Raw genomic sequence first — 17,268 nt, forward strand, 5'->3', positions numbered from 1 at the left:
CAAGGGAGAAGGTGCCTGAAGATCCGATACTCCGCTCCCTGCACACTGCATATGCTTTTCCTGTCACTTATATGATAGCATGACATTTTTATCTTTTCAATAACATTTTAAACACTCCGACTGACATAATACAGAATCCTTGTTGACAGAAAGCAGCATCGTAATGTATAATAAATGAAAAGGAGGCGGTATCATGAAACGTATAGGTGTAGTAATACCTTCGATAACAGACAATCTGCAGACACAGCTTCTTGATGGCATTTTCAAAACTGCCTCTGCCGCGGATTGTGATGTAATAGTGCTGACAACTATGACAAACGGACTGGAATTTCACGTTCAGAGTGAGATAATGGATGGAGAAGAAAGCATTTACTGTCTTCTTGAACGAGCTGCACTGGACGGAGTGCTGATCGCTTCGCAGTATTTCGTCAAAGAGAGCGTCCGCCGCATGATATCGGAAAAGATAAGGCGGACCGGAATTCCGTGCATTGACTTTGGCGGCAGTTCCCTTGGCTTTGAAACTGTCTCTGTACCGCAGGATGATGCTGTATATGAGCTGACGTGTCACCTGATAGAAAAGCACGGGTGCAGAGAACTGATGTTTCTTGCCGGACATGAAGGCAATCCTGATTCAGAGCAGCGTATGTCCGGTTTCCTCCGCGCAGTAAATGAACACAACTGTACACATGAGATATTCTATGGAGACTTCTGGAAGATGCGTGCAGAGGAGCTTGGTAATGAGTTAATACATCACAAAAGGAAGTGTCCTGATGCTGTTGTATGTGCAAATGACATAATGGCAGTAACACTATGTGATGTTCTGCAGAAAGGCGGCATCAATGTCCCCGGCGATATCATTGTAACCGGCTTCGACGGACATATCAGTGCGATATCAAATTTTCCTTCTATTACTACGATAGGCGGTATTATGTCAGAAACGGGCAGAGCCGGAACAGAAAAACTGCTAAGAATTAGCGGAGGGATGCCGGTTCCGGACTCTGGAAACGATTTACACATAATCTATGGTGCAAGCTGCGGATGTGTAGAGAAAATGGCTGATTATCAGACAGCAGCACTACAGGTACGTGAGCAGATTCGGCGTGACACTGAGGTCAGCGATATGCTCGAAATGCGAATCAATGCTGATGTTATAACAAGAGCTTCAGCCGTTGAGTCTCTCTCTGAGCTGACTGATATCGTTGACCAGACAGCACACATAATCAAAAGCTACCGCTCACTGCATCTTTGCATTCTTCCCGATTGGGACAGCGAACCTGAACAGCCGGATATATGCCGTACAAAGCCATATCCCGGACAAATGCTCTGTGCTGTTACAAAGAAGGCATGGAAGGACGGCAAAAGCGGCTCATTGTTTCCTACGTCACAAATAGTGCCAATGCTTGCAAAGCCTCATGAACCTGTTCTGTTGATACTTCTGCCGCTGCACGCCGCATCACAGGTTTTCGGATACTGCGGATTTGTCTATGAAAAAGCAGCAGACTTCAAGGCATCGGTCATGCTTTTCAACCTTCTGAGTTCCGTGGCAAACGGTCTGCGTATCCTGCGGCACAGACTATATGCGGAGTATCTGCAAAAAACGGTAGAAGAAGCTTCAATGTACGATAAGATGACTGATATGCTCAGCAAAAAAGGGCTGCTGCTTTATCTCGAGAACCAGGAGCAGACAAGCAGAAATAACGGCATAATGCTCGTTACTATCGCTATGCTTACGGCTTCACCGAACAACATGAGCAGCAGTATAATGACCGATAACGTACTTCAGTCAGAGCTTTTGCTTGCAAATGCGATACGTCTGATATCAGGACGGAAGTATCAGACTGCACGTCTCGACAAAAGAACTTTTGCAATAGTTTTTTCTCTTGAGGAAGAAACACCTGAATACTATGCAGAAGAACTGATGATACAGCTTGAAGTACTCATACGCAAAATGCAGGAGGGTTCGGCGGCTGCATTTCTTCCTGAGCCGTACTATGTCTGCGGAGAGGTGTCATATCCGGCTGAGAAATGTCTCTCTGAGCTGTGGGAGTCGCTTAGCAGCAGTATGCCTGCGGAAAAGGGATTTACAGGTATCAGTCAGCTCAAAAAGCTCAGGCGTGAGATACACAAGGCGCCTGAGCTTGACTGGAGTCTCTCTGTACTCGCCAAACGGCTGAACATCAGCAAAAGCTATGTTCAGAAACTGTACAAGGAGCATTTCGAGGTCAGTTATATTGATGACCTGCTTGAAGCACGTATAGGTATGGCAAAGAAGCTTCTGTTAACGACCGATCTGCGTGTCAGCGAGGTTGCCTCTTCCTGCGGATATCAGAACGCTACTCACTTCATGCGTCAGTTCAGAGCGAAGACAGGAATGTCTCCATCTGAATACAGAGAAAGGCAATAATGGGATGTTGTGCCATTGATTGTTAGCGCCAAACATCCCATGCTTATTAATATAAATTATAAAAAACTCCGCAGTAATGGCTAATGTCATTAAGCTAGTCGAATATCCATTCATTAAAGCCGCAAGGCTAGCAAAATACGGAGTCTATGATATGCAGGGTATCACCATGCTACCGGAGGCTCTGTTATACAAGGAATTTGGTGTTAACGCTGAATTCATTATAGATCATGCCTGGGGACGGGAGTCCTGCACTAGCACAAAAAGCTGATAACGTCGAGCTTTACAAACAACTCATTGATTTAAGTTCACAGGCCTTGGATATGCAGACTGAAATAGCAAAACTACGCGAAGAGAATTCAGAACTACAAAAATCCAAAGAAACGGAGCAAAGGTTTGTTAGGCATGAACAGCCGTATATAACACTGCAAGGTGATAATCAAAAGGTGTGCTACTGCGCTGTATGTTGGGGAAAAGATGAGAAAATGATTCAGATGGGCAGAATCAACTGGGATAAAGGTCAAATAAAGCTATATTGCAAAGTTTGTGAGAATCACTGCATTGAATGCGAGCAGTAAGTTATGACTGTCTTTCACTAATACTACATAGCATACAAAAATGCTTTTACCACTTATACCACTTTTTTCACTCAAAAGTTTTTTCTGGGACAAAAAAGACCTCATAGCTGAAGCTATGAGAGCCTTATTGTTTTATTCAGATAAACACATTAACGTGAATATCACGCCAGCTTAGTATTCTGCGCTTCGTAGACTTCGCGTAAAGGTATTCTTTAGCATCGTCCAGATTCAGCGTAAAACAGCCAATCTGAGTATATTTTGGAATTACTTTCCTTCGTTGATTGCAGCCTGTGTTGCAACCAGTGAAAAATGAAGTATCAACAGTAATTGTCTGCAATATTTTTCCTACACTTTTCCTACAGTTAGACAATTTTTTCTGCAAAGGCATTACACGGCAAATCTGCTCAAATCCTCGAAATATAGGCGCAAAAAAGTATTTTGATAAACCGGATGAAACTGCGGAATATCCGTCAGCATAGGCTTGTGGTCCCGAAGACCGTGGGTTCGAATCCCATCTCCCACCCTTATGAAATAGGCACTTCTGAGAAATCGGAAGTGCTTTTTTCGTTTTTTTCTAAGATTTTTTCTAATATAAGAGCTTTCTAATATAAATGTCCCCGCTATTGCGGGGGCTATCTGTATCATTTTTTCATAAGTTTTGATCTGTCATGGTACTAAGCTGAATCAGAATTTAATCACCACTTAATCTTTCACAGGACAAATCATCTGAAGGTCAAATGGTTCCTCTTCAGCAATTTCTTTTATAGGATTACTTGCCAGGCCACTTCCCATTGCTCTGTAAAATGCAATCGTCTCCTCAGAAGAACAAGCAGATATGTACAAAGCCTCTGCACCAGCTTTTCTTGCTTCAGCTTTTCCTACTTCAAATAATTGTCTGCCAACACCTTGACCTCTACATTCAGAAGATACCTGCATCATATCAAGAATCATGTATGGACCATTTAGTTTCCTTAATAGCCCTATAAAGCCAACAACTTTTTCATTATCTAATGCAACGTATGTAATATAATCATCACTGCTTATTTGCTTTGCCACAGAACGCTTTTTGTTTAAATCCCAATCTTCGGTATATTTGCATTCTACTAATGTATATTCTCCGTCTATTCTTCGATATACTTTATTTACATTCTGTTTTCTGTTATATAAATCCAATGATTCTAAACAGAAATTTCTTTCTGATAATAATTCAATTTTAATCAAATGATAATCCTCCTATATTATCTATTTCACTCTTTTGATTCGTTTTTATTATTATCGTTTTCATACGCAACACCCCTTTCACAGTTAAATTCCGATTTATCGCAGTAAAACTGCTTACTATCCATATTATACACCGCACTGTCGCCCAAAGTCAAGAATAGATATAAACATGATCCATAGTTTACTCGCTTTCGTTCTTATAATATTCATCCACCCAAAACAGTATAAACCTTAGCGCTGATAATGTCAACTCTACGGAACGTGGATTGACGCTGCTTCTCCTCAGGTTTATAATAAAAACAGATATTTTTGAAACCTACAAGGAGATGGTTATTATGAAAATACTTGTTCTGAACGGTAGTCCAAAGCGTGAAAAAAGTGACACTATGCACATAACCCGAGCATTCCTTGACGGCATGAAAGATGAATCACCTCAGGAAGTTCACATAGTCAATATCATCGACAAGCACATCGAATTCTGCACAGGTTGTTTCATCTGTAAACGTAACGGCGGAGAGTGCATACACAACGATGATATGAGTGCGCTTCTCAGCGAGGTTCTGGAGAGTGATCTCCTGCTGATGAGTTATCCTCTCTACGCTTACGGAATGCCTGCTCCGCTGAAAGTATTTATCGACCGCACGATGCCGCTTTCCAGTATGGCAATGAAAAAGCAGGGAGACCGATATGTTCATGTCGGACAGGCTGACTTTTCTCACCTGAGATACATGATGATATGCGGCTGCGGATTTCCCAACAGCAAACATAATTTCGAGCCTGTCGTAACCCAGTTCAAGCTTATGTTTCCAAGCAATCATACCATCATAACCGTTCCCGAAAGTCCGATGTTCAACGCTCCTGAAGCCGCAGAAGTGACGGTACCGAGACTTGCACTCGTCAGACAAGCTGGAAAGCAGTACGCCGGAACCGGTGCGATAGATAATGATTTACTCGCAGAAATATGCTCTCCGATGATATCGGAAGATATGTATGCTGCAATATGTAATGGTGAGATAAAATGATAAAAAAGGCGGGTCAGTTTTGCGCCTTTTTGTATTTTTTCAAATGTTCTGTTTCAATCATTGCAGTCTCATAATATCAGAATGTTTCTTTCAATTTATTCGTGCATCTGATTTATCTGCTTTTTCGACCAATAGAAGATAAGCTCTGACAGCCTATCAAAATCAGATACGCCGCTGTTTTTTATCTGTATATAAGCAGAGATAATATCTTTTTCGTTGTCTACAACTTTGCAGACAAGCTCCTGAGAATGTGCGATATATTCTCCTGATCGCAGATACCAGAGTGCCTGTATCACAAAGGAGGCGGATTTATACAAGCCTTTCAGTATTTCTGGATCTTTCTCATATATCAGATTATGAACGCAGGAATGATAAATATTGCAGACTCCTATCCTGACTGACCGTCTGATATCATCATCAGTTATTGGCGGAATAATATCATCAAGAGTCCCGATTATCGGTTTCGTATCATGATAGAACTGGAACAGATCAGATACCTCCCAGTTCCTGAGGTCGTCTGCATCAGAAAGAAATCCACAAAGTAAATCCCTGTGCGGAAGAGTGTCAAGCATAGTCCGGTAACGTCTTACATCTTCACACGAAAGATTATCGAGAATCACAACTATATCAATATCACTGCTTTCTGTTGCTTCTCCGCGTGCATAGCTGCCCTGTAAGCCAACGAAACATACCCTGTCTGGAAATGTATTTTTCAAGGCTGAGATAAATTTATCTATCAAAGACGCTGTATCGATCATATCTGGTCTCCTGAACAAAATGTATATCTTAATATTAATTGATTGGATAAAAAGTCCCAACAGTTGAAACTGTCAGGACTTTTTTTGCAGGAAGCTGTCAATGACCTTTGTGCTTTTTCCTGCGCTTTTGCTGTTTAAGCTCAAACTGACGATGCTTTTCGGCTTCACGCTGCTCTTTTGTGATCTGCTTGCGTTCGGTCTTCATTTGCTCCTGCATAAGCTTTAGCGCCTGCTGAGACTTAGTGCCGATACCTGCGGTACTGAGCTGCTTTCGTGCATTGCGTTGCCGCCGTTTGGGATTGTCAGCAGTCTGGTTTGTTTTTGCCTTGACAGCAGGACTGAACTTCAACTTGTAGTAATGCCTTAGCACATAATCCCAGACTTCGCTCTCCTTGGGCTCTGCTCCGAATGAGACCTTAGCCGCTGAGAGTTTACCCTTTTCAGAGCGTTCAAAAACTCCCACCCAGAAAGGCTCATCGAAAAATACCGTCAGCATACCGTTCGTTTTGTCCATATCTTTCCCTCCTGAAAATAGTTATGGACAAAGAACGGACAACCCGGAGGGGCAGGTTACTTACCCTGTATTCACAGGACGGCCGGGCTACCTACCGGCTCTGGCATACCCGAAAGTACACGTTGCGTTTTTATCTTTGTCATCTGATCGCACTGCTGTGCTGTATATATCATAACACATCAGCATGTTTTGGTCAAGACTATGTGTTGACGGAATCTCACCTTTCGGTTATAATAAAATCAAGCTTAAGTCATTAAAAAATGTTATGTCGACAGATATGCTGTAAACGTTGTAATATCGCATATGTCACGATTCGTGTCATGGGTGTGACCGTACGGTTCTTTACTTTTTTCAGCCCCCGTGTTACCATGAGATCAGCCGAAAGGAAATCATCTGAAAGGAACACGGAATTATGAAAAAGAATGAAAAGAACACACTTATCACAGGCACGATTATGCTGATACTGTTTGCAGTCTGGACTGTACTGATACAGACAGTTGATGTTCAGGCAGTGGGACAGAACGGAACGGACATCGGTTTTGCAGGTCTGAATGTGTGGTTCCATAAAACGACAGGCGTTCATATGTGGGTGTATACTGTCACCGACTGGCTTGGACTTGTGCCGATCTTTATCTGTATGATATTCGGAGTTGTCGGTCTTGTCCAGCTTATAAAGCGGAGAAGTCTTCTTAAAGTTGATAAGGATATTATCCTGCTTGGTATTTACTATATCCTTGTGATATTCGGTTATCTCATATTTGAGATGATACCTATAAACTACCGGCCGATACTTTTAGAAGGACGTATGGAGGCTTCTTACCCGTCTTCAACAACGCTCCTTGTTATGAGCGTAATGCCTACGTTTGCTTTTCAGGTGCATCGCAGGATACGAAACACTAAAGTCAGATATGTGCTTTATGCGTTTACGGCCTTATTCACGGCGTTTATGGTGGTGGGACGCACCGTTGCGGGAGTACACTGGCTGACGGATATAGCAGGCTCTGTTCTGCTGAGCTCTGGACTGTACTTAATATATCATGGTGCTGTCCACCTCACTGACAAAAATAACTAACGGAGAAATGAAAATGGAATTTCATGAGAAATTGCAGGAATTAAGGAAGAAAAAAGGCTTAACTCAGGAAGAACTTGCAAAGGAGCTATATGTATCCCGTACAGCGATCTCTAAATGGGAATCGGGAAAGGGTTATCCTAATATTGATTCACTGAAAGAGATATCAAAGTTCTTTTCCGTGACTATAGATGAGCTGCTGTCATCGGAAGAACTCATTACCGCGGCAAAAGACGAGAACCGCTCAAATATCGGAAAAATGATAGACCTGCTGATAGGGATAGTAGATATAATGAGTATAATGCTTATTCTTCTGCCGCTCTATCCTAAAAAGGCTGGGGAGACAGTTTCGGCAGTTGCCCTGTTTGATTACACGCATATATCGTTCGGGATAAGCTGTGTATGCTGGGGACTGTTTTCAATACTTATAATCATCGGTGCAGTGAAGTTGTTTATGAATTACAGGAACATAGAAAAGGGCAGAAGCACAGTTACTGGCACATCGCTTGTACTTAGCATTATCGCGGTATTGTTCCTGACTATGGCAAGAATACCCTATGCGGCAACAGTAGCGTTCCTGCTGCTGATAATAAAGGGGATAATGCTTTTCAAACTCCCAAAAAGTGAGCACTGAACAGATAGGAGAGACAAATGAAATTAGAGAACTTACCGCCTGTATATGAGGCGTATAGCGCAGAATATCCTGATCTTACAGTGTGCCGTATAGTTTTGCAGGAAAAAGAGCTTTACCATGTCATACATAAAGACGGGATGATGCAGGCACAGGTATCGGGCAAATTCAGATACGACGTCAAAACTGTATCTGATTTCCCTGCCGTAGGCGATTATGTTATGGCTGATATAACTGGCGGAGACAGAGCAGTGATACACAATGTTCTTCCGAGAACAAGCGTATTTATCCGTAAAGCTGCAGGAAAATCAAATACTGAACAGGTAGTTGCCGCAAAAGCTTTTTTGATGATAATGGAGCCGCAAAAGCGGCTCCATCTTTTTACATCATTTTAGTACCATGTTCTGAAAATACTATTATTCTGGCGCGGCGGACAGAAATAGTTCCTTAAACCAAGCAATGAACGGATAATAGAAATTATTCTCTCATTGTACCTGTTATATGTGTTCCTTATTATCGTATTTATATAATCGGGAACCGAGAACGTATTTGTTATGGTCTTATTGTCCCCGTAATGATATACCGCAGTTATCCTGTTGGATATTGCAAATGAATCGGGAGAACAAGTAAAGCCATAATATTTTTCGTCACAGCTCATAAAATCAGCGTCAAAGGCATCTGTGTATGTTTTGCCATTGATATTGAATTCCATATAGCTGTTATTCTTTTCTTCTTCTGTAAGAGAAGTAATGTCAAGGTAGAAATTAAAGCTGATCTGTCTGCTCAGAACAATACTCTGCGTCTTGAATTCAGGAAAGGGTTCATCAGCGTATTCGCTTTGTTTTACAGTAGTGAAATTTCTCACTGTAGTATTACTATACTTGTCTCTTCCGATAAAGGATATCACGTTTTTCTTTTCTGCTGCCTGACTTAACTTATCGGAAGGAAGCTCAAATCTTACAGAACCGTTTGACAGTGCAAAAGTATCATAATACAAACCGTTTACGTATACTTTCAGACTTGTTGTCTGCGAATCATTTACGGTTATCTGCATGATAAGATCTTTTTCAGGCTTGATAACAGCATCGGCAGGAGCGCTGACTGATATCGTATCATCAACAGCGTTTGGTGTCGAGATGTTCACTGCATCTGATCTAATATACGGTGAAGCGCTGTTTTCGTTATATGTGCTTGCGAGCAATGCGTCATCCGAGCTGAACTGCTCGTCAAGCCACGCTATCCTTTCGCGCATATACGATATGAATAAGTCTCTGTCGGCTATATAGCCTCTGCCGTAACCGGGCCACTGATTATTTCTGTCCCAGAGCGCACTGTCAGCCATACCCGATTCGTAAAGATATTCGCTGTCTCTTTCAAGTGCGCCGTTTTCCTTTATAACGTCTTCAAGGTAAGGCCTTATCTGCCAGTATCTGTCGGTTGCTGCCGAAATAAACAGCGGATCATCAAGGAACTCTCTGTAGAAATTCTGCGGATTTTCAAACTTTGATACCTTCCAGCCTGTTGCCTCACTGCTTATTTCCTGACTTACGATTATTGAACCTGCGCCTGTGTCAAAGTCCCATGGAGGACCGAATTTAAGGAGAGAATCATGCGGTTTATAGATATATCTGCTCTTGTAGCGCGAATCGTCATTTCCCATTATCTCCATAAGCAGCCAGTAGGATACCATTGAATCAAAATCAGCAAGCTCGGTGTAATGAGTCATCTTGCCGTCTATCTCGGTATATCCGTCCTCGGAACGATAGGCGTTTTCAAAATTCTGCCAGTAATCCTGCACATAGCTCATCATTGCGTCGTTTGAAGCAAGAAATTCGGGGGATTTGAGCATTACTTTAAGTCCCGAATCTGTCATGAATTTTGATTCCTCGTCGTATTCCTCAGAGGACTCAAAAAGGTAACCGCCCGAAATGTCGCTTTCAAAGTCATAATAGTCCGATACCAGATATTTTTTTCCGTCAAAAGTAACTGTACCGCCTTCTTTTATCCATGACATATCCTCTGTCATCATATCTGTAAGCTCGTCTTTTTTGTCACCCTTTATCTTTTCCTTTTTAGCGATAGCAGAAGCGGCGTCCTTAGCTTCGCCCTCCCAGTCAAATATATCCACTCTTGCTTCTTCAATGCCTACCTGCTCGCAGAGCTGATAGTTTCCGACGTATTCACCGTTTATGACTACATCTGTCCAGACTGTCTCCATAGTGGTGAGACCGAGCTCCTTGGAAAGCTTTGAAGCAGTCGTATTTCTCAGAAGGCTTTCGTCCTGATAATTTGCAAGCAGGCACCATTTTTTGCTCTTACCCATACCGTAAAAGTCGGTCTTTTTATCGAGCTTTATCTTATATGGCTTCTTTTCCCAACCCCATGTAGTATTGCCGCGGCCTTGCATAGTCATTTTGTCGTTGTAAATCGGCTCTGCTGTATCTTCGTTGTTCTGTATGAACATTTCGCCGCTCTTGGCGTCCTTTTTAAATGCAGGGACCTGACCGTCATCTGTATTGATATAAATAACGGGAAGCTTGCTGAAGTATACCTTGTCCACTGTTTCGTATCCTTCACCGTCAAATTCCTGAACTTCTATCCACTTCTCATAGAATTCTTCTGTAAGGACAAAGCTCTCAGGATCGACCTCACTGCCGTCCGCAAGGCATCTTATCATGCTTCCTGTTGGATTATTGATCTTCAGAGCCTCTCCGACCTTCAAGTAAGTTTTGTCGATACTTATCCCAGTATTTTCTGTTTCTGCTGCAAATACTGTAAAACCTTCCTGTGAAAAGAGCTGACCGCAATTACCTGCGAACATAAGATTTGTACAGGTAAGAGCTGCTGTGGTAAAGCTGAGCATTTTTTTGAGTATTCTTCGATTAGACAATTTCAATTCCTCCTTTTAAATTTAAACCGTTTCTTTTATCTGTGTATTTCATAAAAAACATTGTTACAACATATCATCAATCCCCATATGCAGATATATTTGCTTCTGTTTTATGTTATTGATGGAAGCATTTATGTCCTTTTTTCTAATGACAAAGTAATTGTAGCATATTTTTTCTCCCGAATGCGGATAATTACAGATTTGTAATCGGCAGGCAAATGGCACACGACTAGCTCAATATATTTAATAAGAGTCGCTTTGATTTTGTTAAATATAAAAGAATCTTTACAGCTGTATGATAACATAATCAATCAACATATATAAAGACTTTTTGCAAACAATATCAACATTTCTGCGTTTTTTGTTATGTTATACAAAAAACAGCAGCCGGAGATATTACTTCTCTGACTGCCGTAATATCTGATCTTTTCATAGATCTCCATTGCTATTGCCACTCCTTGTTTCTCCTGTACACAAGCTCTTTCTCTTATTATACAGGATTATTATTAGTGGCTCACTATAGTTTCTATAGGTTATACCATTGAATGATAGCATTAATAGCGCGGATCGTCAAGTTCAGAGCTCCGCCAATGAAATGCCGCTTTTCAATTGTTCAAACAAAGCAAAAGTGTCAAAAAAGCTAATAAAAGAATTTTTTTGTACTATTTTATGTTGACATTGCTTTTTTATAATGATATAATATAATTTATAGATGACATATACTAACATTATTTCTGAATTTCGAGCTTTTGACATTGCTCAGGGGGGTGACATAAATGCGATATTTGAATGGGATTTTCCGTTTATGGAAAAATTCTGCTCTTTTCAAATATATAATTGCCTTTTTACAGGAAATTTCAGATCTTATCAGAACACCTCAGGGTAAAACTCTGCTTGTTACAAGCTGCAGAGCTCCCACGGGGTGTTATTTTATTGTAAAGGAGAGTGCCGATGACGGATAACCTGACAACTAATGAAGACGTTCATGATAAGGCTTCCGAAGCTGCAAAAAAGCCGAAAAAGAAGAAAACGGCACTTAACTACGCTGTTTCACTTCTGCTGAAGCTCTTATGCACAGCTCTTGCGCTCTGGGTGATATTTACCTTTATCGCAGGTGTGCATATATGCCATACAAACAGTGCCTACCCTACGATAAGAGACGGCGAGTTTTGTCTGACATACCGTCGGGCTGACCTTAAACAAGGAACAATGATAATCTACAAACATGGCAATAAAGTCAAATTCGGGCGCGTTATAGCCTTCGGCGGTGATAAAGTCGAGATATTCAACGATTATATCGCTGTAAACGACTATGGCATATCCGAAAACGTGGTCTATCCGACCTCGCCTGAGGGCTCGGCTTTCAGCTATCCCTATCAGGTGCCGAAAAACTGCGTATTTGTACTCAATGACTACCGCAGCGATATTTCCGACAGCAGGACCTATGGCGGTATACCGCTTGATGATGTTGAAGGCGCTGTGGTTTTTACCATGAGAATGCGCGGTATCTGAATAATAAATGCTCATTAAAGAGGAGGAAAAATTATGAAAACCAGAAAAATATCAGCTTTAGCTGCTTCACTCGGTATTACCGCAGCCCTGTTTACGGCTGTTCCGATGAGTGCAAGTGCAGATGGATATGTTGCCGTTAACGGCGGAGATGTAAGCTTTGATAAGTATCTCGTAATGGATAAAGATGCTACTACTCCAAATGTATCCTTTACATATACTATCGCTCCAGGAGAGGCTAAAGCCGCAACTGCAACAACACAGGCAATAAGCGCAGGTCCTGCAGGTGCTAAATTCAAACATGTAGACGGAGACAGCGTTACCGTATCAGGTACAGGCGATACTACTGCTAAAGTTTCCTTTGTGCCTACTGATTCAGCAGTATTAGATGAAGCAGCAAGCGCTCAGAAAACTATCGGTTTTAAGGATTCTACCCCCGGAAATGAAAAATTTGCTACCAAAGCTATCACTATAGACCTGTCAGGTGTTACCTTCACAGAACCTGGTCTGTATAGATATGTTATAACCGAAACTGCAAACACATACGGCGGATTAGTTTCAGACCCAAATCCTAACAGATATCTTGATGTTTATGTCGTAAACAAGGAAGGAACTGAAAACGAGCTTGAAATACGAGCAAGTGTATTCCAGATAGATGACAGTCAGCCTTCCTATATACAGGCTATTACTACAGGTGATAAGAAATCAACAGGCTTTACAAACAGCTATAATACCAAAGACCTTACTATCGAAAAAACTGTCAGCGGTAATCAGTCCTCAAAGAATAAATACTTTGCATTCACTGTAAAGCTTGTTAATCCAACAGGTACAGACAAGATTACAATAAACAATGATGACAGATTCTCTGTTACAGGTACACTGGACAGAACAGTTTCCTCTGTCACCGATTCTACTAAATATACAGCCGAAACTATAGAGACAGCAAATAAAGTTACGTATGTCACATTCGCTGAAATAGCAGCAGGAAAGATATTTTATCTTAAAGGCGGTCAGAATGTTATAATCAATGGTATTCCCGAGGGATTAGGATACGAAATAGTCGAAGCAGAAGAAGAATATAAGCCTACAATTACTGTTTCAGGCGATACTAAAAACACAACGGAAGGTGATATAGCTACATTAGCTCAGGGTATAGATACGATCAGCGACAAAAAACTTGAAGCTGATGCGACCGTAAAATATACCAACTTCCTCGGCGGTTCTATCCCCACAGGTATCCTCTCCACAGTTGCAGGCTCACTGGGTATCGTTGCGATCGGTATCACAGGTATCGCAGGCGGTATGCTTTACCTCAAAAAGAAGAAGTCAGAGGAGCAGTAAGCCTTGTGCCGACTTCTTAAATGGCTGAACGAGCTTTATGGCTGGCTTGTTATAGCGCTGTTCGGCTTTATCATGCTTATCGGCTTATGGCAGGTCTATGATAATTATTATATCTTTGAGCACACCATTGACAGCAGTATCACCAAGTACAAGCCTCAGCCTAACCAAGGCGGCGATACTGCGCCCGTAAGCTCACCAATAACAGATGAAATGGTCGGCTGGATAACTATTGACGATACGAATATAGACTATCCTGTCATGCAGGCTTCGGACAATTCGTATTTCCTTAACACCGATCCTTTCGGAGAATACTCGCTTACAGGCAGTATTTTCCTTGACAGCAGGTGCAGTCCCGATTTTTCGGACAGCTACTCTGTCATCTACGGTCATCATATGGACTATGGAAAGATGTTTGGCGCACTTGATGACTTTTTAAGTGAATCGTACCTGAAAACTCATTCTACAGGTACGCTCACATCAGGCAGAAATGCTGAAAAAACATATAAATTGCAAGTGTTTGCGTCAGCTAAAGCAAATGCCCGCGAAAAAACAGTTTTTGACATTCAGCAGGACAAAATACGGAACTATATCCGCGATAATTCCATTGTTTTCACAGAAGAAAAGGACTATGACATTATTTGTCTCTCTACCTGTGCGGACGCGGATTCTTCAGTACGTATCGTTGTTTTCTGCTATGTCATTGAATAAAGCTCATTGAAAGGAGGGCAGGCATATGAAAACTAAACTCAGATCATTATCCATAGCGGCAGTATGTCTGCTCTCGTTTTTTTTCTCTTATGCTTTTAGTATCAATGCATACGCATATGTTCCCATAGACGCGGATATCACTGTTGACTGTCTTGAAATACCCGACGAAAGGGATAATACCTACGCAATAAAAATCGAAAGTGAAAACGAAAGCTTCCCTGCTCCGAGATCCGATAAGCTGGAAATATCGGAAAACGGCAAGGGCTGCTTTAAAATAGATATCACCGAACCCGGTACGTATACCTACAGGATATACGAATTATCAGGAGAAGAACCTGAAATAGAATACGACAGGAATGTATATATCGTTACTGTTTTCGCAGAACACGGCGATGACGACGAGCTTACCTACTCAATTTCTGTATATTCAGAAGGCAATGACCGCAAAAAAGACGCAATAAGGTTCAGAAACATGGTCATTGCAGGAGATGAACCCACAACGACTACAGATCCGTTGTCGGCAGCCTCCGGAATGACTGTAACGGTATCCAATAACGACAGTGCTGTAAATGGCGCTGAGGTAACTGCCGAAATCTCATCAACATCAGCCGCATCAACAGAAACAGAGTCATCGACAGAAACCTCGGCAGTTTCTGCTTTAGCTGAAAATAACAGCCCTTCTATCACAGAATTCATCGGAAGTGTCCTCACAGGAGACAGCTTCCCTGCACATACAGTCAGAATGATCATGCTTTTCGCTTTTCTGACTGCTGTCGCTTCTTTCATGTTTAAGAAAAACAGAGGAAAGGAGGACGACAATGATGAATGATATACTTAAAAAACGGCTTTTTAGCACGGTTTGTGCATTTTCAATGCTGTTCTCTAACATTGGCAGCACAATATCTCCTTTGAATGTATTTGCCCGCGAAGATGCGGAGCTTTCGTCCTCTGAGCTCTGTCATCAGAGCCTTGAGCTCCACCCTAACGGTGAAGAAGCCGAACAGGTCATAACCCTTGAAGGAAAAATGCCCGAGGGCGCATCTGCGGTAGCAGAAGACGTTTCCGAGGAATACGAAGGCATTGTCGCTTACGATATCACTATCATGAACGGCGGAGACGAATTCCAGCCTGTTGAGGATGAGCCTGTATTTGTCGAAATAACCGATCCTGCCATTGCAGATCATGAAAATATCGCCGTATGGCATATAAAGGACGGCGGTGAGCGCGAAAAGGTCGAAATATTTGATATCGAAGGCGATACCGTAAGCTTTTATGCTTCGGGCTTCAGCGTTTATGAGATAGTCAAGGACGAAAACGTTGACCAGAGTCAAAGCGAATGGCATAAGATAACAAGTATCGAAGATATCACCTCTCTCGGAAGCGGCGGACTGTATATAGGCAGTACACAAGGCTATTATTTCACCAACTCAACAACCGGCGATAGCTCAAGAATGGGTATCACCAAAACGAAACCCACTAATTCGACACCCTATGGAAGCGCTGCTGCCTACTTTTTTGAAAAGGTCGACGGAACAGATGACCGGTTCTGCGTATACTGCTACAATGGCAACGAAAAACAGTACCTTTACAACAATGGCAATAACAGCCTTTCGTTCACTACCGAAAGCAATAAAACTGTATTCACCGTCAGCTATGACAGCAGCAAGGGATTTCGGTTCAGCAACGGCAAATGGTACTGGAATATGCAGGGCGGCGCAAACGGAAGCAGATTCTGTTCATATGACAGTGCCGGTGATGTAAACAACTATATGGATCTATGGTATTCCGCAGCCGTTGACGACGATCCTTATAAGCTTGACGGCAAGACCTACGGTCTTATGAACTATACCGAGGGCAGTACCCACGGCTACGCTCTTATGAACGGCGGCGGAGTCCATACCCTTGTTGAGCTCATCACACATCAGACCGCAGACGCCGAGGGTATCACCCTATATGTAGATGAGGGCAGCGAGGTAACACGCTGGACCTTCCATAATGTCGGCGGAGATAATTATACTCTCAGCTGCGATACCGAGCTCGGTAAAAAATACCTTGCTGTAAGCGGTGATTCCCTGACTCTTGCAGAAACCGCGGAAGGTGCTTCGCGTTTCAAGGTAAATGCCGATAATAATGGCAGAATACAGCTTTCAACAGGCGGAAAGTATGTCACTTTTACCGCTGCCGACAACGGTGAGGGACTTACTACGGATTTCACCATGTCAGGCACAATTTCAGGAAGCAATTCATGGCTCAGCTTCATAAACTTTGCTCCCCTTGACGATGATGACCTTATCACCTATTCCGCAGACCGTATAAGTGTTTCCGAAGCAGAAAACGGACAAAAGGTCATAATTTATACCCGTATCTGGGACGATGTCAACAAAAAATACGATATGTACGCCGTTGACTATAACGGTACTCTCTATCCGTGCTATGCAAGCGGCGGTAAGATACTGTGGCTCGGCGACGGTACAGGTTCTCTTGAATGGGTATTTACGGAATACTACCATGAGGTCACCAAAGAGCCCAATTATTACTACGAGCTCTATAATCCCTATTCGGAAAATACATCGCTCCTCAGCTCAACAATGAACAGATCCTTTCCTATAATAAGCCCGGTATAACC

14 protein-coding genes are annotated in these 17,268 nt (G+C 42.2%); 10 read left to right on the forward strand and 4 right to left on the reverse strand.

Features of this window, described 5'->3' with window-relative positions:
* The first annotated feature begins 193 nt into the window (after positions 1-193).
* The gene (locus tag L870_RS0103250) at positions 194-2,404 is read left to right on the forward strand and encodes a helix-turn-helix domain-containing protein (protein ID WP_028516915.1); all 2,211 of its coding nucleotides are present in this window, start codon (positions 194-196) and stop codon (positions 2,402-2,404) included.
* A 1,277-nt stretch (positions 2,405-3,681) separates the two neighbouring features.
* Here L870_RS0103250 and L870_RS0103260 read toward each other — a convergent pair.
* The gene (locus tag L870_RS0103260) at positions 3,682-4,200 is read right to left on the reverse strand and encodes a GNAT family N-acetyltransferase (protein ID WP_028516916.1); all 519 of its coding nucleotides are present in this window, start codon (positions 4,198-4,200) and stop codon (positions 3,682-3,684) included.
* A 335-nt stretch (positions 4,201-4,535) separates the two neighbouring features.
* Here L870_RS0103260 and L870_RS16475 point away from each other — a divergent pair, with 335 nt between their 5' ends.
* Complete coding sequence (locus L870_RS16475; RefSeq protein WP_051411386.1) at positions 4,536-5,222, forward strand: flavodoxin family protein; 687 nt, start codon at positions 4,536-4,538, stop codon at positions 5,220-5,222.
* A 95-nt stretch (positions 5,223-5,317) separates the two neighbouring features.
* On the opposite strand, the gene L870_RS0103270 is transcribed toward L870_RS16475, so the two are convergent.
* Together L870_RS0103270 and L870_RS0103275 are read right to left on the reverse strand one after the other, a co-directional pair.
* Entirely contained in the window at positions 5,318-5,980 is a 663-nt protein-coding gene (locus L870_RS0103270) for a nucleotidyltransferase domain-containing protein (RefSeq protein WP_028516917.1), read from the reverse strand.
* Positions 5,981-6,077: 97 nt separating this feature from the next.
* Positions 6,078-6,494, reverse strand: a complete 417-nt coding sequence (locus L870_RS0103275; protein WP_028516918.1) for a YjdF family protein — start codon at positions 6,492-6,494, stop codon at positions 6,078-6,080.
* A gap of 412 nt (positions 6,495-6,906) precedes the next feature.
* Here L870_RS0103275 and L870_RS0103280 point away from each other — a divergent pair, with 412 nt between their 5' ends.
* Genes L870_RS0103280 through L870_RS0103290 form a run of 3 tightly spaced genes read left to right on the forward strand, consistent with a single transcriptional unit; the run spans position 6,907 to position 8,589 of the window.
* A complete protein-coding gene (locus L870_RS0103280; RefSeq protein ID WP_028516919.1) occupies positions 6,907-7,566 on the forward strand; it encodes a phosphatase PAP2 family protein in 660 nt (219 codons plus the stop codon).
* 13 nt (positions 7,567-7,579) lie between these two features.
* Positions 7,580-8,197, forward strand: coding sequence for a helix-turn-helix domain-containing protein (locus tag L870_RS0103285; protein ID WP_028516920.1), 618 nt, complete (start codon positions 7,580-7,582; stop codon positions 8,195-8,197).
* 17 nt (positions 8,198-8,214) lie between these two features.
* Entirely contained in the window at positions 8,215-8,589 is a 375-nt protein-coding gene (locus L870_RS0103290) for a ribosome small subunit-dependent GTPase A (protein ID WP_028516921.1), read from the forward strand.
* On the opposite strand, the gene L870_RS0103295 is transcribed toward L870_RS0103290, so the two are convergent.
* Positions 8,586-11,084, reverse strand: coding sequence for a CotH kinase family protein (locus L870_RS0103295; RefSeq protein ID WP_028516922.1), 2,499 nt, complete (start codon positions 11,082-11,084; stop codon positions 8,586-8,588). The two genes, L870_RS0103290 and L870_RS0103295, sit on opposite strands and share 4 nt — an antisense overlap.
* 951 nt (positions 11,085-12,035) lie before the next feature.
* Between L870_RS0103295 and lepB the strand changes: the two genes are divergently transcribed.
* From lepB to L870_RS0103330, 5 genes are read left to right on the forward strand one after another with little or no spacing between them, the layout of a single operon-like run.
* Positions 12,036-12,596, forward strand: coding sequence for a signal peptidase I (lepB, locus tag L870_RS0103310; protein WP_028516924.1), 561 nt, complete (start codon positions 12,036-12,038; stop codon positions 12,594-12,596).
* A 33-nt stretch (positions 12,597-12,629) separates the two neighbouring features.
* Positions 12,630-13,934, forward strand: a complete 1,305-nt coding sequence (locus L870_RS0103315) for a DUF7601 domain-containing protein (RefSeq protein WP_028516925.1) — start codon at positions 12,630-12,632, stop codon at positions 13,932-13,934.
* A 3-nt stretch (positions 13,935-13,937) separates the two neighbouring features.
* Positions 13,938-14,642 (forward strand): class B sortase, encoded by a 705-nt coding sequence (locus L870_RS0103320; RefSeq protein ID WP_028516926.1) that lies wholly within the window; start codon positions 13,938-13,940, stop codon positions 14,640-14,642.
* 25 nt (positions 14,643-14,667) lie between these two features.
* Positions 14,668-15,471 (forward strand): Spy0128 family protein, encoded by an 804-nt coding sequence (locus L870_RS0103325; protein ID WP_028516927.1) that lies wholly within the window; start codon positions 14,668-14,670, stop codon positions 15,469-15,471.
* A complete protein-coding gene (locus L870_RS0103330; protein ID WP_028516928.1) occupies positions 15,461-17,266 on the forward strand; it encodes a hypothetical protein in 1,806 nt (601 codons plus the stop codon). Before L870_RS0103325 ends, L870_RS0103330 begins: the two co-directional genes overlap by 11 nt.
* Positions 17,267-17,268: the final 2 nt, after the last annotated feature.

This window comes from Ruminococcus flavefaciens ATCC 19208 (assembly GCF_000518765.1).
In the GTDB taxonomy this organism is placed as follows: Bacteria; Bacillota; Clostridia; order Oscillospirales; family Ruminococcaceae; genus Ruminococcus; species Ruminococcus flavefaciens.

Coding starts and splice junctions, on each gene's coding strand:
- L870_RS0103330 (WP_028516928.1), top strand. CDS start 15,461: ATGATGAATGATATACTTAAAAAACGGCTTTTTAGCACGGTTTGTGCA.
- L870_RS0103315 (WP_028516925.1), top strand. CDS start 12,630: ATGAAAACCAGAAAAATATCAGCTTTAGCTGCTTCACTCGGTATTACC.
- L870_RS16475 (WP_051411386.1), top strand. CDS start 4,536: ATGAAAATACTTGTTCTGAACGGTAGTCCAAAGCGTGAAAAAAGTGAC.
- L870_RS0103270 (WP_028516917.1), bottom strand. CDS start 5,980: ATGATCGATACAGCGTCTTTGATAGATAAATTTATCTCAGCCTTGAAA.
- L870_RS0103280 (WP_028516919.1), top strand. CDS start 6,907: ATGAAAAAGAATGAAAAGAACACACTTATCACAGGCACGATTATGCTG.
- L870_RS0103290 (WP_028516921.1), top strand. CDS start 8,215: ATGAAATTAGAGAACTTACCGCCTGTATATGAGGCGTATAGCGCAGAA.
- L870_RS0103275 (WP_028516918.1), bottom strand. CDS start 6,494: ATGGACAAAACGAACGGTATGCTGACGGTATTTTTCGATGAGCCTTTC.
- L870_RS0103250 (WP_028516915.1), top strand. CDS start 194: ATGAAACGTATAGGTGTAGTAATACCTTCGATAACAGACAATCTGCAG.
- L870_RS0103325 (WP_028516927.1), top strand. CDS start 14,668: ATGAAAACTAAACTCAGATCATTATCCATAGCGGCAGTATGTCTGCTC.
- lepB (WP_028516924.1), top strand. CDS start 12,036: ATGACGGATAACCTGACAACTAATGAAGACGTTCATGATAAGGCTTCC.
- L870_RS0103285 (WP_028516920.1), top strand. CDS start 7,580: ATGGAATTTCATGAGAAATTGCAGGAATTAAGGAAGAAAAAAGGCTTA.